The 23,381-nt window shown below is 49.8% G+C and carries 23 protein-coding genes; 10 read left to right on the top strand and 13 right to left on the bottom strand.

Annotation, left to right across the window (positions count from 1 at the left end; translation table 11 throughout):
• Positions 1–43: 43 nt before the first annotated feature.
• Complete coding sequence (locus EL628_RS04655; RefSeq protein ID WP_126578675.1) at positions 44–730, top strand: pentapeptide repeat-containing protein; 687 nt, start codon at positions 44–46, stop codon at positions 728–730.
• Positions 731–1,609: 879 nt separating this feature from the next.
• The gene (locus EL628_RS04650) at positions 1,610–1,855 is read left to right on the top strand and encodes a helix-turn-helix domain-containing protein (RefSeq protein ID WP_126578673.1); all 246 of its coding nucleotides are present in this window, start codon (positions 1,610–1,612) and stop codon (positions 1,853–1,855) included.
• A 369-nt stretch (positions 1,856–2,224) separates the two neighbouring features.
• Here EL628_RS04650 and EL628_RS04645 read toward each other — a convergent pair whose 3' ends face one another.
• On the bottom strand, positions 2,225–2,833 hold the full coding sequence (locus tag EL628_RS04645) for an RNA polymerase sigma factor (RefSeq protein ID WP_126578671.1): 609 nt from the start codon (positions 2,831–2,833) through the stop codon (positions 2,225–2,227).
• A 697-nt stretch (positions 2,834–3,530) separates the two neighbouring features.
• Between EL628_RS04645 and EL628_RS04640 the strand changes: the two genes are divergently transcribed.
• Together EL628_RS04640 and EL628_RS04635 are read left to right on the top strand one after the other, a co-directional pair.
• A complete protein-coding gene (locus EL628_RS04640; RefSeq protein ID WP_126578669.1) occupies positions 3,531–3,722 on the top strand; it encodes a helix-turn-helix domain-containing protein in 192 nt (63 codons plus the stop codon).
• A 530-nt stretch (positions 3,723–4,252) separates the two neighbouring features.
• The gene (locus EL628_RS04635) at positions 4,253–4,621 is read left to right on the top strand and encodes a hypothetical protein (protein WP_126578667.1); all 369 of its coding nucleotides are present in this window, start codon (positions 4,253–4,255) and stop codon (positions 4,619–4,621) included.
• Positions 4,622–4,757: 136 nt separating this feature from the next.
• Here EL628_RS04635 and def read toward each other — a convergent pair whose 3' ends face one another.
• On the bottom strand, positions 4,758–5,303 hold the full coding sequence (gene def, locus EL628_RS04630) for a peptide deformylase (protein ID WP_126578665.1): 546 nt from the start codon (positions 5,301–5,303) through the stop codon (positions 4,758–4,760).
• 223 nt (positions 5,304–5,526) lie between these two features.
• Between def and tilS the strand changes: the two genes are divergently transcribed.
• Together tilS and hpt are read left to right on the top strand one after the other, a co-directional pair.
• Positions 5,527–7,029 (top strand): tRNA lysidine(34) synthetase TilS, encoded by a 1,503-nt coding sequence (gene tilS, locus EL628_RS04625; protein WP_126578663.1) that lies wholly within the window; start codon positions 5,527–5,529, stop codon positions 7,027–7,029.
• Positions 7,030–7,041: 12 nt separating this feature from the next.
• Entirely contained in the window at positions 7,042–7,617 is a 576-nt protein-coding gene (gene hpt / locus EL628_RS04620) for a hypoxanthine phosphoribosyltransferase (protein ID WP_126578661.1), read from the top strand.
• A 242-nt stretch (positions 7,618–7,859) separates the two neighbouring features.
• On the opposite strand, the gene EL628_RS04615 is transcribed toward hpt, so the two are convergent.
• Both EL628_RS04615 and EL628_RS04610 read right to left on the bottom strand, forming a co-directional pair.
• Positions 7,860–8,687 (bottom strand): hypothetical protein, encoded by an 828-nt coding sequence (locus EL628_RS04615; protein ID WP_126578659.1) that lies wholly within the window; start codon positions 8,685–8,687, stop codon positions 7,860–7,862.
• Positions 8,688–9,083: 396 nt separating this feature from the next.
• Entirely contained in the window at positions 9,084–10,079 is a 996-nt protein-coding gene (locus EL628_RS04610; protein WP_126578657.1) for a quinone oxidoreductase family protein, read from the bottom strand.
• A 166-nt stretch (positions 10,080–10,245) separates the two neighbouring features.
• Here EL628_RS04610 and EL628_RS04605 point away from each other — a divergent pair, with 166 nt between their 5' ends.
• Entirely contained in the window at positions 10,246–10,677 is a 432-nt protein-coding gene (locus EL628_RS04605) for a winged helix-turn-helix transcriptional regulator (protein WP_126578656.1), read from the top strand.
• A 28-nt stretch (positions 10,678–10,705) separates the two neighbouring features.
• Here EL628_RS04605 and EL628_RS29705 read toward each other — a convergent pair whose 3' ends face one another.
• From EL628_RS29705 to EL628_RS04590, 4 genes are all read right to left on the bottom strand, one after another.
• On the bottom strand, positions 10,706–10,882 hold the full coding sequence (locus EL628_RS29705; RefSeq protein ID WP_161975273.1) for a hypothetical protein: 177 nt from the start codon (positions 10,880–10,882) through the stop codon (positions 10,706–10,708).
• A 22-nt stretch (positions 10,883–10,904) separates the two neighbouring features.
• Complete coding sequence (locus EL628_RS04600; RefSeq protein WP_161975272.1) at positions 10,905–11,657, bottom strand: SDR family NAD(P)-dependent oxidoreductase; 753 nt, start codon at positions 11,655–11,657, stop codon at positions 10,905–10,907.
• Positions 11,658–11,786: 129 nt separating this feature from the next.
• Positions 11,787–12,326 carry a COG4315 family predicted lipoprotein gene (locus tag EL628_RS04595; protein WP_126578652.1) on the bottom strand — a complete coding sequence of 180 codons (540 nt, stop codon included), beginning with the start codon at positions 12,324–12,326 and terminating at the stop codon, positions 11,787–11,789.
• 101 nt (positions 12,327–12,427) lie between these two features.
• A complete protein-coding gene (locus EL628_RS04590) occupies positions 12,428–14,596 on the bottom strand; it encodes a hypothetical protein (protein WP_126578650.1) in 2,169 nt (722 codons plus the stop codon).
• 468 nt (positions 14,597–15,064) lie between these two features.
• Here EL628_RS04590 and EL628_RS04585 point away from each other — a divergent pair, with 468 nt between their 5' ends.
• On the top strand, positions 15,065–16,102 hold the full coding sequence (locus EL628_RS04585) for an NAD(P)H-dependent glycerol-3-phosphate dehydrogenase (RefSeq protein WP_161975271.1): 1,038 nt from the start codon (positions 15,065–15,067) through the stop codon (positions 16,100–16,102).
• Between the two features lie 348 nt (positions 16,103–16,450).
• On the top strand, positions 16,451–16,756 hold the full coding sequence (locus EL628_RS04580) for a hypothetical protein (RefSeq protein WP_126578646.1): 306 nt from the start codon (positions 16,451–16,453) through the stop codon (positions 16,754–16,756).
• Positions 16,757–17,038: 282 nt separating this feature from the next.
• Here EL628_RS04580 and EL628_RS04575 read toward each other — a convergent pair whose 3' ends face one another.
• From EL628_RS04575 to EL628_RS04555, 5 genes are all read right to left on the bottom strand, one after another.
• Positions 17,039–18,214 carry a cytochrome P450 gene (locus tag EL628_RS04575; RefSeq protein WP_126578644.1) on the bottom strand — a complete coding sequence of 392 codons (1,176 nt, stop codon included), beginning with the start codon at positions 18,212–18,214 and terminating at the stop codon, positions 17,039–17,041.
• Between the two features lie 259 nt (positions 18,215–18,473).
• Positions 18,474–19,241, bottom strand: a complete 768-nt coding sequence (locus EL628_RS04570) for an ABC transporter permease (protein ID WP_126578642.1) — start codon at positions 19,239–19,241, stop codon at positions 18,474–18,476.
• A gap of 1 nt (position 19,242) precedes the next feature.
• Positions 19,243–20,004 carry an ABC transporter ATP-binding protein gene (locus tag EL628_RS04565; RefSeq protein ID WP_126578640.1) on the bottom strand — a complete coding sequence of 254 codons (762 nt, stop codon included), beginning with the start codon at positions 20,002–20,004 and terminating at the stop codon, positions 19,243–19,245.
• Between the two features lie 10 nt (positions 20,005–20,014).
• Entirely contained in the window at positions 20,015–20,878 is an 864-nt protein-coding gene (locus tag EL628_RS04560; protein WP_126578638.1) for a pentapeptide repeat-containing protein, read from the bottom strand.
• Positions 20,879–20,906: 28 nt separating this feature from the next.
• Positions 20,907–21,236: a PadR family transcriptional regulator gene (locus EL628_RS04555; RefSeq protein ID WP_126578636.1), complete on the bottom strand. Its 330-nt coding sequence runs from the start codon at positions 21,234–21,236 to the stop codon at positions 20,907–20,909.
• Between the two features lie 1,003 nt (positions 21,237–22,239).
• Here EL628_RS04555 and EL628_RS04550 point away from each other — a divergent pair.
• The gene (locus EL628_RS04550; protein ID WP_126578634.1) at positions 22,240–23,211 is read left to right on the top strand and encodes a GNAT family N-acetyltransferase; all 972 of its coding nucleotides are present in this window, start codon (positions 22,240–22,242) and stop codon (positions 23,209–23,211) included.
• Positions 23,212–23,381: the final 170 nt, after the last annotated feature.

The following is a 23,381-nucleotide window of genomic DNA, read 5'->3' as shown; positions in this document are numbered from 1 at the left end:
AAGTGACAGAAGAAAGCTACGAGCAAAAAAAGAGGTTATTAGCATGCGTCGGCAGACCACAAAAACAACAAAGGTGGCTTATGGGCTGAAAGCCCCTGATCTTCCTGCTGAGTTTGTTCAACAGCAGTTGAGCACGCTCGTTGATTGCGAATACTATGCCCGGTATGCGCTCTCTCAATCGTCTTTTAGTGGTCAGAAAGCACGAAATATCTCTTTTGAACAATCCTTGTTTAAGCACGTAGATTTCACAACAACGAACTTCCCCAAAATTCATTTAGTCGATTGCCGCTGCCAGGGCTGTGACCTTGCCAATGCCGAATGGATGGAGGCCAATTTTCATCGCGTCGAGCTTCGAGACTGCCATCTTACCGGTCTACGCACTATCGAGGCACAATTTCAAGATACAATCTTCCATGGCTGTAGTGCCGCCTTTGCCCAGATGGCCCAGATTACATGTAAACAGGTGCGCTTTGAAGAATGCGATCTGAGTGAGGCCAATTTCTACGAAGCCGATCTCTCAGGAGTCTTATTTGTCAACTGCAATCTTACAAATGCTGATCTTACAAAAGCCAGATTAACTGGTGCTGATCTCCGTGGCTGCAAAATTGATGGCATGCGCATAGGGCCAACTGAACTCAAAGGAGCTACCATCGATATGACACAGGCCCTGGCCTTTGTGCGTAGCCTTGGCATTCAGGTAGCAACGACGGATACCACACCCTTCGAATAACACCTGCCCCCACACTCAAACCCACCACCATCATCTGCTCCAGTTGAAGCCTGCTGCGACTAGCAACAATCTCTCCATACGCTACTCTATCGCCAAAGCCACTGAAACCACAGCGTAAAGCCACAAAAATATTCTCTCTATTTTCATTTATGCTCTCATTCAGAGATATATAACAGAATGATCATTTACACTTAACAAAACAGGATGCGTATTCTTTAATAGAATTTTTATCTTTATACACTACATGAAAGCTGCATCGTCATCTTCATAGGTACAGATCCATACATATCAGAATCCGCGTTAAAAAAACGTGATTGAGGCAGTAACAATTTTTTCATGGTGTTATTATAATAACAATACAGGATCTAATCAAAGAAACATGAGAGAAGAGCCAATCCAGTTATTTTGGTAACCCACCAGGAAGGCTCTGTTATAACTGGTGCTGAGGGGCTGCCGGAAGCCCTATCTGAGAAGATACTGTCGATGATGTTGAGAGGACAAACTTTATACTGTGCCATGCAGTTGTTACAAAGTCTTGATCAGAACTACGTACGGCGAAGTGGACCAGCATACTTGTCCCAATCCAAACATTTATCCACCTAACGGTGGAACACTCTTTATAACACTCTCACTATACTAATGCTGTAACCACCGCGCGCGCAAATTGAAACAGAGAAGGAAAACTATTTACGTATGACACTGGATATGTCAGGTAAGGTCACTCAAAGGTACATCCCATGTCTACACAGCACTCATACGACAAAAAAATGACCACTCTTTTCATCTCGAAACAGTTGCGCGGGAGGGTACAGAGACGAGTTGCTAAGTGCAACCATTTTTTCAGTAGACCACAGATCATTCTATAGGAGGTTTTTTCTCATGGTAAAACATGAAACGACGGTCGCCAAGGCTGATAGCACCAAAGAACAGGGCGGCCCCGAAGAGTTATTAACCGTACGAGAGGTAGCTCGCCGTCTCCGCGTTGATGATACAACAGTAAGACGCTGGATTAAACATGGGACACTGGAAGCTGTATCACTCCCTCACACTGGTAAGCGGCAGGCCTATCGTGTTCGCCGCAGCACCATTGATTCGCTCTTGAGTCAGCCTGCCCTACCTGCTTAAATACCCACGGTAGCAGCCTGCATTCAGAGTTCCTGTGGACCGTCATCTGCGGTCATTATGGTTTTCAAGACAGGTGGGCCGTACGTGCTTTGACGATGTATCACCAAAGCACGTACGGCCCACCTGTCTTGAAAACCTATAACACACCAGACAACCCTCACCAGGTTGTTAGAGCCGAACGTAGTCGTAGGCAGGCTCTATAGCTTACAGCTACCAAGTTGTTAGAGCCGAACGTAGTCGTAGACAGGCTCTATAGCTTACAGCTACCAGGTTGTCAGAGCCGAACGTAGCCGTAGGCAGGCTCTATAGCTTACAGCTACCAGGTTGTCAGAGCCGAACGTAGCCGTAGGCAGGCTCTATAGCTTACAGCTACCAGGTTGTCAGAGCAGAACGTAGCCGTAGGCAGGCTCTATAATAGTACGTCTTCGCAGTAGTCATAGGCATCTCCAACGTTTGCCCAATCTCTGAAAAACTACATTGGTACATATAGCGGAGCAGAACAACGGAGCGAAATTTGACAGGCAGCGCTTGAATAGCCTTCAGCAGCGCCGTGTTCATCTCATTATCCTCAGCGATCTCATCGGGCAAAGGACGGGTATCAGGAATCGAGACCAGCGGGGACATCTCATCCTCGTCTGCCTGCCACTCCAGCGTAGAGAAAAGCGTCACACGCCGACGCCGACGCTTTCTTAACTCATCACGACAGCAGTTCTGCGCAACGCGGAATAGCCAGGGCTTCAGCATCTCACCATTTGGCAATGTTGGAAGTGCGATAAACAGCTTGAGAAATACCTGCTGGATCACATCACAGGCCTGATCATACTCCCCTAAATGCTGATAAATAAAACGGTAGAGCATGGGATGATAGCGATCCATCAACGCTTCAAACGCTGATTGATCTCCGGCTAGAACGTGCTGTACAAGGACTCCATCCGAATAGTCTAGCCAATGGGCAGGCAGAGATTCAGTTTTTTTCATGGCTATGCGCCCTTCCTACATATAAATAACCTTCGTTCGCCGTGACCTGATGAGCTATCAACCAGAGAACCAACACTCCCGACAAGAACCAGGATCAGGTAGGATCGTGCCACTTCTCCTATCTTCACCAGGACCATCAACGATCCTACCTGAGTTCCTATCCTCACCAATCACTCACCATTTCTGCACAGTCTGAAGTGTAGCGCGTTGCTGAGGAAACTGTCATCCTCCAAAAGGACGATTCCTCAAAAAGAAGAAGGACAATAGTCCTATCCACCGAGTAGTTGAGCGTCTTCTATTGGAAGAAAAAAAATACTTTCGCAATTTTCTTAAAAATAGCCCATTTTGCGGTAAGTTCATCTCCAAAAGAAGGTAGGTTGCCCCGTTAAATAACTACATATGCACAAATTTATTAACAATTGAGACAAATCTCTGTCTTATAAATAAGGGGAATGTGCAGTCTCTTTTTTTGCTATCTCAGTAGAAGGTAGGGGATGATCGCAAATTTTTCAGGTTCACGTCAGTTTCCAATAAATTTCCTGCCTATTGTTCTTTACAAGCGTTTGATAATATTATACAATATTTACATGGTGTTTCTTTGTTAAGATTATCATACATCTTTTTACGTATACGTATACTGTATAGCAAGGAAAGTAACACCTTAAAAACAACGCCTAAAGGTAGGAGGAGGCAATTAATGGGTAACCTTTTAACCGTATCTGAAGTCGCACGTATACTTCGTGTGGATGATGCAACCGTCCGTCGTTGGGTGAAGCAGGGGGTTCTGGAGGCGGTTGTCCTCCCCCACGTGAACAGCCGACAGGTCTATCGCATTAAGCGCGAGACCCTTAACCGCGTGTTAGGGGAGAATGCTTTACAGGAACAATAGGTCGGGTACAAGCCTATTCCTGGTATTCGCTCATGCAAATGCAAGGCTCCAGCTCTCTTTGAATGAGGAAGATCTTCGTGTGTGTGACATTCGCGTCAATCCGTTACTCCGCATGCTTCAAAGCTCGACCCTTCGCTTAGCTCTCAATCGTGCGAAGGGTCAATATTGACACATTTCTACATGCAAATGAATCTCGCTCTTGCGATGAAGTTGGAACTGAGCTTGCTTCAGGCCTGCCTACATATGCTTATGTCTGCTCGCCACCTATGCTTGCGTTTGCATCTTTCTCGCGCTTGATCTGTCAAATTTTCTCTGTCTATGCTTTGATTGTTCTTTACTATTCTTCTCTTTTGTCTCTTAATGGTGGTAGTTGGCATCGATTAGTAGATATCACGAGCATCTTTTTTCGATCTATCTTTTATGGTTCCTTTACTCTACTAAAAGAATATGTATGCTGCTTGCTTTAGCTATCTCTTGAAGGTATAATAAAGGGATGCGTTATCCCTTCGTTTCTGTGGGAGATTTTTGCTTTGAGCAATCAATATACACAAGATTCTGATAGTGGGGCTATCAATAATGGGAGTTCTGTCGCTCACCGACGCGAGGCTCGTGCCAATCATATGACTGGCGCTCTACCACCGTTAAGCTCTTTCGCTGTTGAACGTAGCTATCCCGGGGCCTTTGACTTTGATGAGATGATTCTCTCGTTACGCGCTCAGTTTGAGCAGGATCGTCAGATCGCCAGTCAACCCAATACGACCCGCTGTGGTATCTGTTATCTACACTTTACGGTCGGCGAACTTCATTATCAGGATGAGGGCTTTTATACCTGTCCCGCTTGTGAACAATCGCTTGGCCAACAACGCTTGAATATGCTTCGTAAACAACAAAAATTGTAAATGTGTTTTGTTTTTATGACTTTTCAATACGAGAAGGAGGTTCACGGCGTCAGCATACTGGCGCTGTGAACCTCCTTCTCGTATCTTGCAAGCTCGGGTTCGATTTAAATAGTTGCTTGAAGAAGATTATTTCTTACTAATCTGCCAGGGCGGGCTCCTCGGTGGAATCTTCCCCTTCAATGTCTGTCAGCTCTTCATCCTCTTCGAAATCTTCTTTGCCAGCCTCTCTCAGATCTTCTCGCCGATCAAGCCGATCAATAAAGAGGATGCCGTCTAGATGGTCGATCTCGTGCTGCATAATGCGGGCAAACCATCCTTCTCCTGTCACGCGAATGTTTTTTCCGCGCACGTCCTGGCCTTTAACGACAACTTTAGCTGCGCGCCGAATGTTCTCACCAATATACCCTGGAATGCTCAGGCATCCCTCTGGCCCGATCTCTTCTCCCTCAGCCTTGATGATCTCCGGATTAAAGATAGCAACTTTCCGATCCTCATATTCGGCGACAAAGACACGAATAGATAGGGCAATCTGAGGGGCTGCCAGACCAACGCCATGAGCCTCATGCATTGTCTCAAACATGTCCTCGACCAGTTTGGGGAGCGAGGAATCAAAATGATGGACTTTCTTGGCTTTCTGACGCAGTATCGGATTTTCAGTTGTTATGATGTTTCGAATTGCCATGTTTGCTTCTTACCCCTACACATGCATTGGAACAGACTCTCATCACACAGTCATGAGGGCTTATAAAATTGATTCTCATCGTATCATATCGAGGGCCCAATGCGCAAATTCTCTCTCTCACAGTTCGCTCTCAACTATCAGGATTGGCAAGTGGATGATATAATTGGGCTACTTTTATGCTATGCTCTAAGCATTCTTTAACGGATGAGGACAGAAAGAGAACATGCTAGCTGAGATTGTGCGAACGATGCTTGAGGATTATCACCTCCTACCTGCCAGCGGAAAGGTGGTGGTGGCTGTCTCTGGTGGGGCGGATTCTCTCTGCCTCTTACATGTTCTCCATCAGCTCTGTGGCCCTCATAAGCGTTATCCATCTATTCAGCTCCACGTGGCTCATCTCAACCATCAGTTGCGCGGTGAGGCCAGCTTACGCGATGCTTCTGAGGTGGCCCGCCTGGCCGCTTCATGGGATCTGCCGGTGTCGATTGGCTCGACGGATGTCTCTGCTCTGGCTCAAGAGGAGCATTGCTCTCTTGAAGAGGCGGCTCGGACTGCTCGCTATCGTTTTCTGCGTCAGGTGGCTCAGGGCCAGCCTATTGCGGTGGCCCATCATAAGGATGATCAGGCAGAGACGCTTGTACTCCACTGGCTGCGCGGCGGCGGGCTGGCCAGTATGGTTGGACTTCAGCCGCGCCAGCAGGATATTCTGCGTCCTTTGTTGGGAGTTACTCATGAGGAGACTGTGGCCTATTGCGCCGAACACGGTCTGGTTCCCCTGGAAGATGCCAGCAATTCGGATCTTCGCTTCTTACGTAATCGCATCCGGCACGAGATCTTGCCACTCTTGAGCGAGGTTAATCCTGGACTTCGTGAGACGCTGGTCCGCAATGCTGAGGTGATGCAGGTAGACCTTGCATGGCTGGAAGAGCAGGTATCCCAACACTGGCCAACGGTGGTCAGACATGAGGAGCCTGAGATGTGTGAGCTGTCAATTTCAGCCTTTCAGATGCTGCCCCTGAGTCTCCAGCGCCATCTCCTCCGTCGCACAACTGCAGCACTCTGTTCCGGGCAATCGCCACTTGAGCTCCGCCACTATCGGCTCCTGGAGGAGCTGCTTCAACGCCCCCACAGTTGGGAGACGGTGACGCTCCATCTGCCTCACCAGCTTCGAGCCGTTCGCCAGGCAGAGATGCTCCGCCTGGAGCGGATTCAGGCCAGCGAGACGTTTATCGTCCCTCAGACGGATGAGATTCATCTCCATATGGGAGATGAAAAACGTCTCCCCGGCACTCCATGGCTGGTAAGTGCTCGCTATCTCGAAGATGAGCTGGCACAGGAGGTTCGTCAGGCTCTCCAGCAGAATGATTGGTCACAGGTGTGGCGTCTGTTGCCCTCAACACGTCATACTGTCTTTATTGATATCTCAGCTGATATCTCATCCGATAGTTCAACCGATGTCTCAGAGCTTCCCTCTCAGGCCGCATTGCTTGTCAGGACATGGCAGGCTGGTGATCGTATGCAACCTCTTGGTATGCTGCATACCAAAAAAATTCAGGATATTCTTGTGGATACCCATGTCCCTCGCTCGGAGCGGACACAGATCCCGCTCTTTTTTTTCGCTCATCAGTGTATCTGGTTAGCGGGGGTGCAGATCGCTGAGACTGTTCGGCTGCGCCCTTATACACAACAGATTATCTGCCTCTCGATCCGGAAGGTAGAACCATAAAAGAAGGTATATATGCATCAAGATATTGAAGAGATCCTTATTTCGGAAGCCGAGATTCAACAGAAGACGCTTGAACTGGGCAAACAGATTAGCGTTGATTATGCTGGCAAATCCCTGCTCCTATTGGGAACACTCAAGGGTGCAGTCCCATTTATTGCTGATCTTGCTCGCGCGATCGATCTCCCCTTAGAGCTGGATTATATGGCTGTAAGTAGTTATGGAGCAAGCACTCAGTCCAGTGGAATTGTGCGAATTATCAAAGATCTGGAAGGTCCCATCGATCATAAGCATATCCTCATTATTGAGGATATTATCGATAGTGGACTCACGCTCCACTATTTAGTGGATCTGATCCAGAGACGTAATCCGCTCAGTCTGCGGCTCTGTTCTCTGCTGGTCAAGGATCGCCCTCGCCTCAAGGATGTGCCCATTGATTATTATGGCTTCCGGATTCCCGATAAGTTTGTGGTTGGCTATGGCCTGGACTATGCCCAGTATTATCGCAATCTACCCTACATTGGTATTCTCAAGCCTTCCGTCTACGAAGGCACAAAGCCCGAGACCGAACATCAGAGCCCCGCAGAATAAAAGCAATGACTGGAAAAGAAGGTGTATAGATGGTTTTTGTGCACTAAAATCATAGGCACCTTCTATTCCATTTCCTCTGCTACACGTAGCAGCAGCTTTCCTATCGTCTCCCTGGACTCCAGGCGACGATGGGCCTCTTATGTCAAAGAAGAAGTGCATAATAGTTCTAGTGAAGGTTTTCAATACCTTATGCGACTTTATCAGTAGCCAGAGCGGATACATGCTTACGCCAATGGTAAAGATCATATCGAACTTCCAGACAATGTGCGGGGAACGAAGATATCGCCGTCAGTGCCACATTGCATAAAATGGAGCCCATCAGCACGCCACTCCAGGCTGGCGCACATTGCCGTATGTGATCCAGACAGGTAGACAACGCCGCAGTGATTGTCAATCATAAAATCCTTTTCCACTTTAGTCCCATTTTCCTGAGTATCATACAGCATTGCATCATCCAGGCAATGTGTATATGCGGTAAAGAAACACGACTCCACCCGCTGCGGATCGTTGGGATGCACGCCCCCTATTCTTCCACAGATATAAGATTCATAAGTCCAGATGGTGAAGCGTGTAAGAGTAATACGGCGCGGAGTCAGCGCAAAATCAGCAACACCATCGCAGTCAGAAAGCTGAAGCGTATCTCCCTCCTGGCTGAGTTTGTTGCAGATAAAGGTGGTGTTAGTAGTCCTGGTGTTCACCACAATCTCTTCCTGACCATAGATGGCGCAGTGGTCATTCCGTTGTTCAATCGTTACGGTGGATGTGCTTCCAGCATCAGTGTCTGCATTTGTCTGGCTCATTGTCGCAGCCTGACAGGATTGATAGGCATGCCAGAAGCACGTCAGGACCTGTACAGTAGCGTCAGCTCGCATGTTTTGCGCTGGGGACGAATAGCCGTGAATAGTACTGCCACAGTTCTGGCCGGTTGAGGGTGGCAGTCCGAAGCGGATGTCGTTGACAATCCAAGGCAGTTGGAATCCTATGCCAATAAGCAATACAATCAGTAGAACCGCAGACTGTAATCGGTGATGCCAGATCCAGTCCCTGAGTCGCGATATCCCTTTATTCATGGCATCGCCTTCCACTATACTTAAGCACTGCCCAGCAAAGATTTCTCCCTTACTATACGCTAGCTCATGCAAAAATCTCTCATGAGTTCCCAACATTTCCTCCAGACTGTCGCCGCTTAGCCAGGCTAAGTAGTTGCTTCAACGAGCCCCCCCAGATCTAGAGGTCTACCACTCTCCTTTTTAGGAGGAATATCCCTGAAAAAGCATCCCCACAACTTCTAAGCAGGGATGCTGTATGAGAGTCACCGGCCCTTTTCTTAAAAGCGCCAGTTCTTTTGGGAGATTATGCGGCTCTCCCAATTTTGCATGAAAACTCGAATCTATATGAGCAGCCTACGTTTCTAATGTGACTTCGCAGCCTGGTCACCACTTTTCGACACCGTCTTTTTCAGGCTCCTACGACACTCGTAGCAGCAGCTTTCCTATCGTCTCCCTGGACTCCAGGCGACGGTGGGCCTCACTGGCCTGCGCCAGCGGCAGAATAGCGGTAATATCGATCTTGACCTCTGATCGCGCCACCAGATCGAGTGCCTGACGTGCTGTCGCGGCCAGTAGATCTGGTGCTGATTGGCTCAGGGTACCAATGCTATAGCCCATAATGGCCTTATTCTCGCTTAAAAAAGCCCCTGGCTCCAATGGTATATCCTGTACTTTGCCGATACTATCGTTGGCATTGCCAAAAATGACAAGTCTCCCAAATGGCGCGAGAGTTGCAAGGCTCTGGCTGCGGATCGGCTCTCCAACTGCTTCCAGCACGATATCAATCCCGCGTCCATTGGTAAGTTCGTGGACACTTTGCGCAAAATCCTCGTAGAGGACAACCTTGTCGTAGCCAAATGAGCTCGCATAGGCGGCTTTTCTGAGACTGCTTACCGTACCTATCACCAGACCAGCTCCCAGATACCGGGCAATCTGTCCAGCGATGATACCAACGCCACCCGCAGCAGCGTGGATCAGTACTCCTTCGCCCTGTTGTAGGCGAGCAACTCGCACGAGAAGATCATAGGCTGTCGGTACGATCGTCGGAAACCCGGCTGCCGTTGGCAGATCAATGGTGCCTCCCGACCAGTCCAATGGAAAGGTGCAAATGGCCTGGGCCAGCGCAACCTCTGCATAGCCTCCACTTATGGTCAATGCGGCAACCGGCTGGCCCACTTGTAAGCCCTCAACACCCGGGCCAAGAGCAAGAATATGGCCCGACACCTCAAGGCCGGGAACAAACGGAAGCAGACCTTTATGGAGTCCTCCTCGACGTGCCATTGTCTCTGCATAGTTTACTCCCGCGTAAGCAACCTGAATGGCCACCTGCTCCGGCCCGGGTACAGGTGTGGGTACTTCACGCAGACTCAGCACTTCAGGGCCACCAAATTCAGTAACAATGCTAGCTAGCATCTCTTTCTCCTCCCCCAGGGATCGCAATACGCAATGATAACACGTATTTTCTCCTCTATTTGCTGCTTTTTTGCTCCCGTGAGAGCAATACAACTCTGATACCACAAAGTATAGAGAAGATACTTTCTTATTGTAAGGAGGAACCAGAAAGTGGTATAGTTACCATATGGTAACCAAAAAGAAGCTTGAAGAACCAATCATTCGGCCTGATTGCCGCACACGGCGTGGACTCGAATTAATCGCCGACCAGTGGACAATGCTGGTCATTGTGGCCCTGAGAGAGGATACGAAACGGTTCAGTCAGTTGTGTGCTCATATCGAAGGGATTTCAAAGAAGATGCTGACGCAGACGTTGCGTAGATTGGAACGCAACGGTCTGGTCAAACGGGTAATCTATCCAGTGATTCCGCCAATGGTGGAGTACTCTCTCACTCCATTAGGCCAGACGCTTATCGAGCCGATCTGGGCGCTACGAGATTGGTCAGAGCAACACATCGAAGAGGTCGAACAAGTGCGTGCCGAGTACGATCAGAAGGGCAAAACTGCTCTTCAGGAGGAGATCGTGGCTCTCGTCCGGCAACGCGCAGATCTTCTATGAGTAAACGCCAGCCAGACAAGAGAGCTGGCTAGACGTGACTTGTCACTAACGCTTCTCTGGCGGTGGCAACCTCAACGAGCAGGCGCGTCCCGGGGGAGATCGTCTCGGCACTCTTATAGGCCAGCCCGATCTCCAGGGTACACGGCGGGTCGAGCGGTAGAACCACTACTCCATCCAGTTGGGCGGGCAGGGTCTGATGAGGCATAATAGCCGAAAGCCTGATGGCCTTATTTCACCTGTGGAGTCACCCCTTTTTCATCCAATTTAAGGACCAGTTCTAAGGTCTGACCACTGCGGATACTGCTCTGACCCATGACAACTTTCAGGATCTCCTGGGCCACATACTCTGGTTTTAAGAGCTTATTAGAGTCCGCATCACCAAATAGACTGTGATAGAGTGAGGTGTCCACACCGTGAGGACAGATTGTATAGACCTGCACACCCGCCCGTCTCACCTCTTTCGCCAGTGCCTCACTAAAGGCAATCACAGCCGCTTTGGTGGCGCTATAGATAGCAAGATTGGGATAACCATTCCGACCCACTGCCGCTGCCATATTCACAATGACTCCTGAATGACGCTCTTGCATGCCAGGCAAGAACGCCTGAATCAGACGCAGACCGGCAAACAGGTTCACATCCATCATCCGATTCCACTCAGCCGACGTGATCTCTGAGACGGGCTTCATAATCGCAATAGCGGCATTGTTAATCAGAATATCTACAGACCCATAATTCTCCTGTACCTCATGCTGTAGCTGCTGGATCGCAGTTGGATCGGTAATATCGGCAGGGACAGACATCACGTCCGCTCCAAATCCCGTCAGTTCAGTCTCAAGCATCTCCAGGGCCGCAACCTGTTGCGCCACCAGCACTACTTTCGCTCCATGGCGCGCAAACATTTCAGCCGTTATGCGACCAATGCCGCCGGTCGCACCCGTTAAGACAACAACCTTCCCCTCGATTCCTTTACTCTCCTGCATCTCTTCCAATCTCCACATAACTAGGCACTATCCTACAAAAAAAATTCTCGACCATAGAGCCAGTCAACCGACTCTATGACGAGATGAGGATGGAACATGGGTAGAAGAACTGCAAACACAGGCATGAGCCTAGAGATTGATATCGACGACAAACCAGACTTTATCAACCCCTTCACCACGAACATCGCCTGGCTTCTGATCGCCTGTATAGGTATACAGAGGATGACCATCGTAGGTAACTTGCTGGCCATTGGCATTGAGCACTGTACTCAATACGCCTGGTAGAGGAACAGTACTGGTAGGATAGCCAGAATTCACCAGCGGAACCCAGATGTTGCTACAGAGACCTGTACAGATAGAGGTAGCGCTATCGGTCGTATGGTAATACAACACATACCCGACAGCGGTCGTCAAAACTGTCTTTGTAGACTTGCCAATCAGTACCTTCGCCACATGAATAAGCGTGTTCCCATCATCGACAGGACTGGCCGTAGCCTGTACACTGGGCGTTGGCGGCGCGGTCGGAGTGCTATTCAGAGGAGTTGGCTTCACGTGCCACGTTCCAGCATCCGGCTGGTTCGCTCCTGCATAAACGATATCAACTGCCACCACTCCTCCACTAATGACACACAGAACCACCAGGAACCAGAAAAACCGTTTGATCGTCATTAAAAAATCCCCTTAGAGATGCGCAACTGATGATTTCTGACCAGTTGCGCATCTAAGCCGCACATCCCAAATTGATGGCTATCTAAAAAGCTCTAGACCAGCTAGGCAGTAATTGCAATCCGATCCAACGAGACGCGCATCCCTTTACTCTTTACTGCCTTCTGCCCAATCACCGTTAAGACGACTGTATGTTTTTGCTTCGCCAACCATGGACTACTCCAGACTGGCTGATCACCCACAACATGGTTCGCATAAAAGTCGATCTTTACAGGCGGCGAACCATCCAGGCTAATGGTCGCCAGACCATTCTTGGGTCCCAATAATCCATACAGCGTCATCTGCATTCCAACAAATGTACAAGAGAAGCTCGCTCCTTTGCTGACGCTCGTACTATAGCTATTGTTATAAAGGCCCAGCTCGGACGCAGCATTTTTGACCATGACCCATTGCCCGCTATAATGCACTGGCTGCTTCTCACTCTGCATGTCTGTACTCGTCATTACACCGGAAGAGGTTGGTGCATTAAAAAGTCCAAAGATTGTCAGGGCTCCACGTGTCCCCACAAAGACCTCTCCATTGGCTACCGTTGGCACACTAAATTTGGTATAGCTATCAAGCAGGTCGCGCTTGCCATTCTCGCCGCTGTTATAGAGTTCATGCGTCAGATCTGTCGCATCGTAGGCTCTCAGTGTGCCCGGTCCCTTGGGCAGACAGCCGGGATAGCCACAAACAGAAGGGCTGATCACCCAGACGATCCCCGTTCCAGGGCGGCTGCCATTACTGGTAATGGTTGGTGTCTCGCCTGAAAAATTGGCTTTTGCGCCAGTAATCGTGCTATTTTTGGCATCAAGCAAGCCATTTTTGAGAGGGAAAGCCTTCAGTGGGCCATTAAAGCTCCCAACATAGAGAATAGGGCCGCTCTTAGCTGTTCCTTGCCAATATCCTGCCGTTCCATAAACGCTCTCAGTCGTTCCAGGTGGTAACTCCTGTACAACATGATCGATATCTACGCGTGTCTCTTCATCGGTGTTGCAAGCCAGATGAGGATCAACGGCAAAGCCTCCCATATGATCGCGATTAATCAGATAGAGCCGACCCTCCTTAGCTGCTCCAAACAGGAGATGCGGATTTTTTCCGCTCTGATCGGGCAGAAGGAGCACACCTCCCGAGCCAAGGTCGCCATCTCTCCCATCCATGCAGCTCTGATTAAAAGGTGCAAAATAATCTGCCCGCTTCAGACCATTCTGCGTGCTCAATTTGACAAAACTATCCCCTGTATCTGGCCCTTTTTTATCAATATCAAAGCTTCCATTGCCGGTTGTGAAGTAGATATTCCCTTGCTTATCGGCGGCGGGGCCCGAGCCACTCATCCAGATACCGGCTTCCTGACCATTCGCTGTATCGCTATAGACACCAGCTTTGACCTGCCGAAAACCTCGCCCGTTATAGGTGTAGCCCATCACCCAGCCATGATACGGATCGGTATCACCAAAAGCGCCCCAACTGATATAGATGACGCCATTCACAAACAAGAGCGCTGGCCGCTGATTCGCAGTCTTGGGATTAAAACTAATCATTCCATCGACGCTATCATAGCCAGTCCCTGGCACCTTCGCCTGAATCAATAGCGGGCTACCAGACTTGTCGCGACCAGTGGTAATATCCAGGGCATGCAGATGCTGCTCATAATGACCAGCATGCACTGTCATTGCCACAACGTACAGCGTTCCCGTATGCAGATCAATGACGGGAGTCCCTGTGATACCTACCTGTGGAAAGAGATCTTTATAGGGATATTTGAAGTAGAGATTATTTGAGATAGCCGTTGTACGCAGTGGAAGACTAATAAAACTGGTATGCCATAAAGGGGCTGTAGCCCGCGCCTGATCTGCATCAAAAGCATAGACGCTATCATTTTCGGTCGCTACATACACGACATTATACAGATTTCCATTGATGGTTACATCAGGCACGAACAGAGGCTGTGCTGTCACTACTCCATCGACTGGATAGCTTACCCGTTGCCCAAAAAGTTGCTTATTTACATTGCTTGTATTTAGAATGGTCTCGTTGAGATTCTGACCTGTCCGCATTATATCGTTATGATATGTTGTCACAGCTGTATTCGCTGGCGTTGTATTTCGCAGGACAACATGAGCCGAAGCCGGAAGTGCATGGCTCAAGGCTGGCCCTACTACTATCGCTACTGCTGTAATAAGAACGCCAGCCGCTAATAGGGCTGACAATTTTTCTGTCCACTTTGCTTGCATGTAGAGCTTTACTTCCCTTTCTTTGAGATCCAGCACGGTCAAATTGAAAATTGTAGGATTTTATAGTCAATCGCCCGAAATTCTCTATTTCATCCTTCTATAAGCATGGTAGTACCTTCAATAAACCAAATATTTGTATGCACACATACAACTATCTCAAATCTGCAAAAAGAGCAGCTACATATAGCGGATTGACTACGCTATTTTAAGAAGGGTATTGCAAGCAGAGCTAAGGTATCTCGCTCTATTCACTGAGTAAAAATGCAGTCTCTTACACAAAAAATGGTTAGAAAGAAGAGCATCAAAAGTCCCACAGCGATGAATACATTGAAACAGAGCCATCATCGTGGCTCTACAGACGCGGGCGTTAACGGGCTCCCAGCTTTTATGCTACAATGACCTTGTTCTGGTAGAGAATAGGAATTGCCTGAGTAGATCAATTACAGACAGTACGAGTAGGAGATTTGAGTGATGAATACAATGGGAGTCATTGGAAGTGGAGCCTGGGGCACAACCTTAGCTTTGCTGCTCGCAAAAAAAGGGTATGCAACTACCCTGTGGGAACATCATGCTGATCGGGCGCTAGAAACTCAACGACGACGAGAGAATACTGAGTTTCTCCCTGGTATACACTTTCCTCTTACCTTACAGGTGACTTCCTCTCTGGAGCAGGCGGTGGCGGGCAAGACGATGATTTTGATGGTCACTCCCTCCCAGAAGATGCGCGAAAATCTCCGTTCTCTGCTTCCATTTCTCGCTCCTGAGACGCTGGTGGTGAATGCCAGCAAAGGCATTGAGCTCGATACGCTGAAGCGGATGACCGAGGTGCTGGAGGAGGAGATCCCCAATGCTCGTGCCCGAATTGCTACTCTTAGTGGCCCAAATCTGTCATCTGAGGTCGCTCAGGAGAAACCTACGGGTGCTGTAGTGGCTGCACTGGTTCCAGAGGTTGCGATACAGATCCGCACCTTGCTCACTACTCACTATTTTCGTGTCTATACCTCTACCGATGTACCTGGCGTTGAGCTAGGTGGTGCACTCAAAAATATTATTGCCATTGGCGCTGGTATTATCGATGGCCTCGAATTTGGCGAGAATGCCAAGGCGGCCTTTATTACACGCGGTCTGGCAGAGATCTCGCGGTTGGGAATCGCCGCTGGCGCCAACCCTCTGACTTTTCTCGGTATGGCGGGCATTGGCGATCTGGTTGCAACCTGCGCCAGCCCTCTCAGCCGCAATCAACAATTAGGTCGGCGGCTGGCTAGAGGCGAGAAGCTTACCGAGATTCTCCAATCAACTCATAGTATTGCAGAGGGGGTCACGACGACACGAGCCGCCCTCCAGCTGGCTGCACGCTATCAGGTGGAGATGCCCATTGCTGAACTGCTCGGCCAGATCTTTTTTGATGAACTCGATCCCCTCAAAGCTGTACCTGAGCTCATGCTGCGCGATCCGAAAGGCGAGCTTGAAGGAATCATGTCTGCCTGGGTAGGTGGAAAAGGGTAAGCATTTTTAGAGGAGGATGAAGATGACTCAATTAGTCCAGATACAAACATATGCCACCTGCAATCAAGAGAATTTTTCGGCGGTGCTCCAACGGTATGGAGCAGTACTTGAGAAGCTTGGCTGCATGGACCCGGAGGTGGTGCAGTGGATCAATGCACTGAACTGGCCCGGTAATGAGGATGACAGCTTGGCGATATCTATGCCTCACCCATCCTGTTTGCACCAAAGGGTGTCGAACCACTCGAATGTTCAAGCCTCGATGTCTCGATCTATACGAATCTGGCGATCCCTACGCTGGAAGATCCACCGATCTGGATTGGTTTCAATATCGTCTTTGAGCGCGATCTCTTGCAAGAAGAGGAGATTGCTCCCTATTCGACTGAGGTAGGGAAGACGCTCTGGCATTTTCTGACGACGCTAGGCAAAGAGCTGTTCGAACTGGGTGTCTACCTTACCAACGAATGGCAGGATAACCAGTCCTGGCGCTCGCTGGTTGAGGAGGTTGGCGATCCCTGGAACTTTGAGATGGCGATCTTCCCCCGCAAATTAGCTCCGTTCTTCCAGAATGTTCCCGCTGGCTTCCAGGGAACCGTTGTTGAGGGAGGCTTCGGCTTCGCCCAGGCTAATCGCTTTATAACGCTTCCCTGGACATAAGCAACTGTTACCATGACGTGGGAAGCGTTCTATGCCCTGCTTCACGACTGTATTCACCGCCGTATAGCTGATGAAGCAGCCACAGAAGATCTCTTGCAAGAGGTCTTTCTCAACATTCATTAATATGGGGAGAGGCTGAAAAACTGGATCTACTAGAGCTTCAAAACACGTGCCACAAAGGGCATTGACAGAACCAAACAACGGCGGCCACACACCCTCCGATGACTGGGAGAAGCGCCTATGAGGGCTCCTCCCAGTCATCGGAGGGTGGTCTTACGTTATTTATTTCGCCCATGTCAGAGGCAACTGCTTCACCCCAAAAGTGGACATGTTCTTGATCGGAGACAATGGCGCATCGGGCACATGCCAGGAGCCAGGGAGACGATCGAGCAGCGTATTCAGTGCAATCTTTGCCTCTAACCGCGCCAGGGGAGCTCCCAGACAGAAATGGACACCACGCCCGAAGCCCAGGTGCCGATTCGGCTCACGCTCGATCTTGAATTGATCGGCATCGAGGAACTGGGCCTCATCACGATTCGCCGAGATGATGTGGGCAAACACTAACTGACCAGCTTCTATGCGCTGATCGCCAATCGTCGTCTCGGTTACGGCCCAGCGCGGCTGAAGTCTGATCGGCGAGTAATAGCGTAGCGCCTCTTCAAGCGCTTTGGGCACCAGATCGCGATTGGCACGCAGACGTTCTACCTCTCCAGGATTCTCGTCCAGGCACAGGATGGTATTGCCAATGAGATTGGTCGTGGTCTCGTTGCCCGCAACAAGGAGCAGCACACAGAACCCGATCAATTCCTCGTTGCTCAGGTGCTCCCCATCCACTTCCGCCAGCAGGAGTGCACTCATCAGGTCATTCTGAGGATATGCACGCCGCTCCTCAAAGAGCTGAGTAAAGTAGCTGACCATGCTGTTCATTGCCTGTATGCTCGCCTGCCTATCCTCTTCCGTCGCCTCTCCGTCTCCCGAGACGAAAGCATCGGACCACTGCTTAAACTCTGCATGCCGTTCAATGGGGACCCCCAATAATTCCGCAATGATCGTGATAGGGAGCGGATAGGCCAGATCCCTGATCACATCCATCTCGCCTTTTGCCACTACCTGATCGAGCAAGTTGCTAGTGATCTCCTGGATGCGTGACTCCATGTGTGCCACCCTGCGCGGCGTGAAGGCTTGCGACACGAGTTGACGCAACTGGTGATGGCGCGGCGGGTCCATGCGCACAATGCTGGAACTGATCGGGCTAGAATCGCGGTACTCGGCTGGGATGAAGCGGTTCTGATCGGAAGAAAACGTCGCGTGATCACTCAACACACGTGCCACATCGTCGTAGCGGAAGAGGTTCCATCCCTGGAAATTCGGGTCGAAGGAAACGGGCTGTGTCTCACGCATCTGACGATACCCGTCATATAAGGCTATAAGTTGTTCTCTATTCGATTTTGTTTGCATAATTCTTCTTCTTTTTTTGTATCTTCTACCCGATTGGCAATCGTACAGGCTCTCTTAGAGCCTGCTCGTGCCCATAGGTCGCTAACCAACTTATCAGTGTATTTCTGACCGAAATGATCTTAACTGTACATCCATGCACTATCTCTGTGCTTCGCGGATTGCCGTACATCCTGTCAGCTTTATGTTGTAAGGACGTGCTGAGAGCGTCGATCAAGAGTAACAATTGTGCCCTCTCCATTCCACCGACGCTACTCATCTGTTATACGCGCTTTTTATAAGCTCTCATTGCAAAGATGTAGGCCACAAGCAGAACACCGACGCACCATGCAAGAGCAACCCAGATGTTGTTAGACACTGGCTGGTTCGACAGTAACGCGCGGATACTCTCCACTATTGCAGTCACTGGCTGGTTTTCGGCAAAGACCCTGACGACCAGCGGCATCGATTTCGTTGGCACAAACGCTGAGCTGATAAAGGGTAGGAAGATGATTGGATAGGAAAAGGCCGTGGCCCCATCTATCGATTTGGCGGTCAGTCCAGGAATCACCGCCACCCAGGTTAGCGCCAGTGTAAACAATGCAAGGATGCCAATGACGGTCAACCATGGCAGGATACCCGCCGACGAACGAAAGCCCATTATCAATGCGACGAGAATAATGACGACCACCGAGATGGCATTGGAGACCAGCGAGGTCAGAACGTGGCCCCACAGCAGAGTGGAGGGGGAAATCGGCATGGAGCGAAAGCGCTCGATGATCCCCCGTTGCACATCGGTAAACAGACGGTATGCGGTATAGGATATCCCACTGGAAATCGCAATCAATAAGATCCCGGGCAATAAGTAATTCACATAATTATCTGTCCCGGTCTGAATGGCACCACCGAACACATACACGAATAGCAACATAAACGCAATCGGCATGATCGTGACCGTGATGATAGTGTCCATACTGCGGAAAATGTGGCGCATGGAGCGACCAAGCATTACGCTCATATCGCTGAAAAAGTGTTTCTGTGTCGTTTCCATTTTACTGGTTCTCCTTTTTGCCAATGATGGCTAGAAATATCTCCTCTAACGTCAGTTGTTTTTCTACATACTCCACCTTAGCAGGCGGAAACAGCTTTTTGAGCTCCTGGAGCGTGCCGCTGGCAATAATCTTGCCCTCATGGAGAATGGCAATGTGATCGGCAAGCTGTTCCGCCTCGTCCAGGTACTGTGTGGTCAAGAAGACGGTGATACCACTGTTCGCCAGCTCTTTCACGACTTTCCACACCTCGATACGTGCCTCGGGATCAAGCCCGGTGGTTGGCTCGTCAAGGAACAGAATCGGTGGTGTTCCCACCAGGCTCATGGCGAGGTCAAGCCGGCGGCGCATACCGCCTGAATACGTCGAGGCCCTGCGTCTGGCAGCCTCGGTTAAACCAAAGCGTGTCAGCAGATCGTCGGCAACCTGGCGTGGATTTTTAAGGTGCCGAAGCCTGGCAATCATGATTAGATTTTCTTGACCGGTCAACATCTCGTCCACCGCAGCAAATTGTCCGGTCAGGCTGAGTGATTGCCGCACGTGGTCTGGCTTTAATGCTACATCAAATCCGTTGACGGTGGCTGTTCCACTATCATGCTTGAGCAGTGTGGTCAGGATCTTGACCACTGTGGTCTTGCCTGCGCCATTGGAGCCGAGCAGGGCAAAAATGCTGCCCCGTTCCACGCTAAAGTTTACACCTTTTAGAACATTGAGATCTTTATAGGATTTTTTTAGATCTTGAACCTGAATTGAAATGTTTGGCATAATCATCTCCTTAGGATAGAACAGTAACCTTTGATACATTAACTCCCAGGCCCTTGAGGGATGCATACGTGACTTTATCCATCTTCGCACCATCAAAGTTCAAGGATTGGATAGTACGCTTGAGAGACCAGATCCCCCCCTGGCGGAATGCCACATTTTTGAGGGTCGCGCCCTGAAACGAGACTCCCTTAAGACCCGGCAGGTCAAACGTGACGCCGATAAAGGTCTGTCCGTCAAAGCGCTGCCCGCTCAGGTCGGAATAGTGGAAGTCAACGCCGATAAAGGTACAGCGTTCAAAGATCGTTTTTCGCAGGTCGGTCTTCGCAAAGTTGACGTCGGTCAGCTTAACTCCGATAAATTTTGTCCCAACCAGTCCTGACATGCTGAAGTTGGTGCGAACAAGAATCGCTTCACGGAAGTTTGCATCCGCAAGGTCCAGAATGGAGAAGTCGCAATCGGTCAGATTCGCGCCAGCAAAAGTGGCTTCACGCACGTCGCTGCTCCGAAATGAACTCCCTGTGAGGTCTGCACCCGTAAAGTCAGAGCCACGCAGCATGCTCGCTTGAAACGTTCCTTTATGGACGGTAACGCCTGCAAAGTCGCTCTGTTCTAGATTGCTTGCATTCAGATTTGTGTGTACCTGCCGCTCCAGCGAATGGGTGAGGTTGGCGACCTCCTGGACGGTCTGCTCGATGTCTCCAATGCTCTCAATGGTCAGATCAAAGGCAGTCTCATCATCTTTGCCTTCGGCTTTGAGCTCCTGGAAGCGCTCCAACAGATCGGAGAGCAGATCGGCCTTTAATTCGGTCACACTTTTGACTCCATCGTATGGAGCAAACACGCCGTTGACATAGCTGGTCAATTTCTCGTTCATAACAATGCCTTTCCTTTACAAGAGGGTATTACAAGAGGTTATCCAGTACGCGCTTTGCGTACTCCCAGTTGCGTTTATTGCGATCGTACGTTGTTTTCCCTTTTTCAGTAATCCTGAAATATTTTCGTCTTCCGCCCTGAGATTCATCGCCCCAATACCATTCGATATCACCGTCCACCTCAAGACGCCGGACACTGGAGTACATCGTAGCTTCCTTTAATTCATATTCTCCACCCGAGCGCTCGGCAAGCAACTTGACAATCTCGTAGCCGTAACGGTCAGCTTCCGATAAGAGTCGCAAAATCATCGTATCGGTATGTCCGCGCAGCAGGTCGGAGGTAAGTTTGTTTTCACTCATCTCTTCACCTCATATTCGGATTATACGCCATATTACTATGATTGTCAAGGTAGTATCTCTACTAAAATACTTTGTCTGGTACGCTCTCTTCGGTCCGAACGCCCTTGACAATCTCTTCATGTCGTAATCGGATTATAACATCACAGTACTGTGATTGTCAAGGTAGTATTTTGAATAAGATACTTTGCTTGATAAAATGGTGCCTGGCTCTTTCGCTGACCATCCTGCTGTTCATGACAGGCTTCCATGCCATCGTCTGGTCAATCTCAGGACGTTCAGGATGGTTGAAGTATAAAGCCTCAGTGGGTGAGTTGTGATCGCCCAATGAGGTGGTTCTAGAAGGGTGATTATCGTGCAGGCTCCTTGCCCACAACACAGAACGTTCCAACTCCCCAACATGGATGAGCATAGAACGCCTCTTGAAGCAGTTCCACTGCCAATCAGATCCATAAGCGAGGAAGAAGCAATGAGTGCGGAAGAGCGAGAGAGGGAGTTGCGTCGGTGAAAGCGGTATCCCGTATCCTATTTGACTTTGACGCTTACCCCAACCGTATGGTACTGTAAGTCCATGAACACTATCTACTTGAGGGCGGAGATGCCTCCCCCTGGATGGATGATCCATCGGAACTGTAACCGCAAAACGAGCACCTCTGCCGCATAAGTCCCAGCACAAGATTGGCTTATGCGGCAGAAAAGGGTGCCATGTTTCCTCATGACCTCAGTTGAGCTCTCAACTGGGTATGGTTTGTTGGGCACACTTTTCTCCCTCCCGTCTCTTTCTCTCCTTGTCGCTGGGTGGCATACCATCTCTTTGCTCGCTCACCTGGCATGATGCCCCTACTTTTGCCAACGTTACCGCAATGAGGCTATCTGTACACTTTTTTCCAGGTGAAACGATGTATTGCTAGCAAATGCGGCAAAACCCCAATCGGGAGAAATCCCTCCGATCAGGCACAGGAAGCATTCAATAACACAGCAATCAGAAAAATAAGGAGACAGACACATGAACACAGCACAGAAGCTTGCGCATCCTGGCGGACCAGCTCTTGTAGAAGCCATGAAATTTATCACCATCTGTCGAACGCTGGACCCACAGAACGATTATCCGCACATTGGCGACCTCCAATGGTGGTGCCGAGATGGCTCGCTTGATGATCAGCAGAACTGGCGTTTTTGGTATCAAAAAAATGGTGAGGCGCTTGCTCTCGGGATCATTGCCGGGGATGAGATCATCTGCTTGCTTCATCCCGAATTCCGTACGCACGAGCGCTATCGTATGGTACGCCAGTGGGCAGTGCAACGGATAAAAGAGCGTGCTGGGCAGCAGGGCAAGAACCAGTATGAGATATGGGAGCAAACCTGGAGTTTAGCCTCCGGCGACGATCTGGAGATGGTAAGTTTTCTTGAACGTGAAGGATATGAGCGCCAGGAAATGTACTATCATTGCTACCGCCGACCGCTGATCGAGCCTGTGCCAGCCCCCATTTTGCCCACAGGATTCACGCTTCGCCCGATTGCTGGAGAGGCTGAGGCAGAGATGCGAGCTGCGCTGCAACGTGATGCTTTTTCCCCAAAGGGGAGCAAGACCTACGAGGAGGGAACTTTGCGACAATTGGCAGTGATGCAGATGCCCCAATACGATCCTCAGCTCGATCTGATGATCATGGCCCCTGATGGCACGCCAGCAGCGGGTTGCATCTGCTGGGTGGACCCGGTAAATCGCGTGGGCCTGTTTGAACCGGTGGGAACGCGCCCGCAATTTCGTCGTCAAGGATTGGCAACGGCGCTGATGCTTGGCGGGTTACAGCGCTTACACGAACGGGGGATGCAGGCGGCACTGGTGACAGGCGCTCATCCAGGGAAGGAGGAGAAGAGTACGGAGTTTACTTCCTCGCGTTTCGTTTATGAAGCTGTTGGCTTTCAATTGCTGTGTCGGACTTTCCTGTATCACAAGGTTTTTGCCACGACCATCTAAACATCTTTCCATACCCTGTTTTGCAGAAAAAGGGATGGAAGAGAGCCTGCCAGCTCCTCTTCCATCCCTCGGCCAAATCTGGAGATATTCTCATGACACAGGATTACCCAACTCTATTTCTCAACCGAAGCGCTAGCGCTAGATCACGTCGAGCTTCTTCCTTGTCAGGA

This window comes from Tengunoibacter tsumagoiensis (genome assembly GCF_003967535.1).
GTDB classification, from domain to species: Bacteria; Chloroflexota; Ktedonobacteria; order Ktedonobacterales; family Ktedonobacteraceae; genus Tengunoibacter; species Tengunoibacter tsumagoiensis.
Note: the sequence above shows the minus strand (reverse complement) of the source record. Positions and strands in the feature narration are given on the sequence as shown.

Bases quoted from the DNA above. Each gene is read 5' to 3' on its own strand.
- EL628_RS04655 (WP_126578675.1), top strand. From the start codon at position 44: ATGCGTCGGCAGACCACAAAAACAACAAAGGTGGCTTATGGGCTGAAA.
- EL628_RS04650 (WP_126578673.1), top strand. From the start codon at position 1,610: ATGGTAAAACATGAAACGACGGTCGCCAAGGCTGATAGCACCAAAGAA.
- EL628_RS04645 (WP_126578671.1), bottom strand. From the start codon at position 2,833: ATGAAAAAAACTGAATCTCTGCCTGCCCATTGGCTAGACTATTCGGAT.
- EL628_RS04640 (WP_126578669.1), top strand. From the start codon at position 3,531: ATGGGTAACCTTTTAACCGTATCTGAAGTCGCACGTATACTTCGTGTG.
- def (WP_126578665.1), bottom strand. From the start codon at position 5,303: ATGGCAATTCGAAACATCATAACAACTGAAAATCCGATACTGCGTCAG.
- tilS (WP_126578663.1), top strand. From the start codon at position 5,527: ATGCTAGCTGAGATTGTGCGAACGATGCTTGAGGATTATCACCTCCTA.
- hpt (WP_126578661.1), top strand. From the start codon at position 7,042: ATGCATCAAGATATTGAAGAGATCCTTATTTCGGAAGCCGAGATTCAA.
- EL628_RS04615 (WP_126578659.1), bottom strand. From the start codon at position 8,687: ATGAATAAAGGGATATCGCGACTCAGGGACTGGATCTGGCATCACCGA.
- EL628_RS04610 (WP_126578657.1), bottom strand. From the start codon at position 10,079: ATGCTAGCTAGCATTGTTACTGAATTTGGTGGCCCTGAAGTGCTGAGT.
- EL628_RS04605 (WP_126578656.1), top strand. From the start codon at position 10,246: ATGGTAACCAAAAAGAAGCTTGAAGAACCAATCATTCGGCCTGATTGC.
- EL628_RS29705 (WP_161975273.1), bottom strand. From the start codon at position 10,882: ATGCCTCATCAGACCCTGCCCGCCCAACTGGATGGAGTAGTGGTTCTA.
- EL628_RS04600 (WP_161975272.1), bottom strand. From the start codon at position 11,657: ATGCAGGAGAGTAAAGGAATCGAGGGGAAGGTTGTTGTCTTAACGGGT.
- EL628_RS04595 (WP_126578652.1), bottom strand. From the start codon at position 12,326: ATGACGATCAAACGGTTTTTCTGGTTCCTGGTGGTTCTGTGTGTCATT.
- EL628_RS04590 (WP_126578650.1), bottom strand. From the start codon at position 14,596: ATGCAAGCAAAGTGGACAGAAAAATTGTCAGCCCTATTAGCGGCTGGC.
- EL628_RS04575 (WP_126578644.1), bottom strand. From the start codon at position 18,214: ATGCAAACAAAATCGAATAGAGAACAACTTATAGCCTTATATGACGGG.
- EL628_RS04570 (WP_126578642.1), bottom strand. From the start codon at position 19,241: ATGGAAACGACACAGAAACACTTTTTCAGCGATATGAGCGTAATGCTT.
- EL628_RS04565 (WP_126578640.1), bottom strand. From the start codon at position 20,004: ATGCCAAACATTTCAATTCAGGTTCAAGATCTAAAAAAATCCTATAAA.
- EL628_RS04560 (WP_126578638.1), bottom strand. From the start codon at position 20,878: ATGAACGAGAAATTGACCAGCTATGTCAACGGCGTGTTTGCTCCATAC.
- EL628_RS04555 (WP_126578636.1), bottom strand. From the start codon at position 21,236: ATGAGTGAAAACAAACTTACCTCCGACCTGCTGCGCGGACATACCGAT.
- EL628_RS04550 (WP_126578634.1), top strand. From the start codon at position 22,240: ATGAACACAGCACAGAAGCTTGCGCATCCTGGCGGACCAGCTCTTGTA.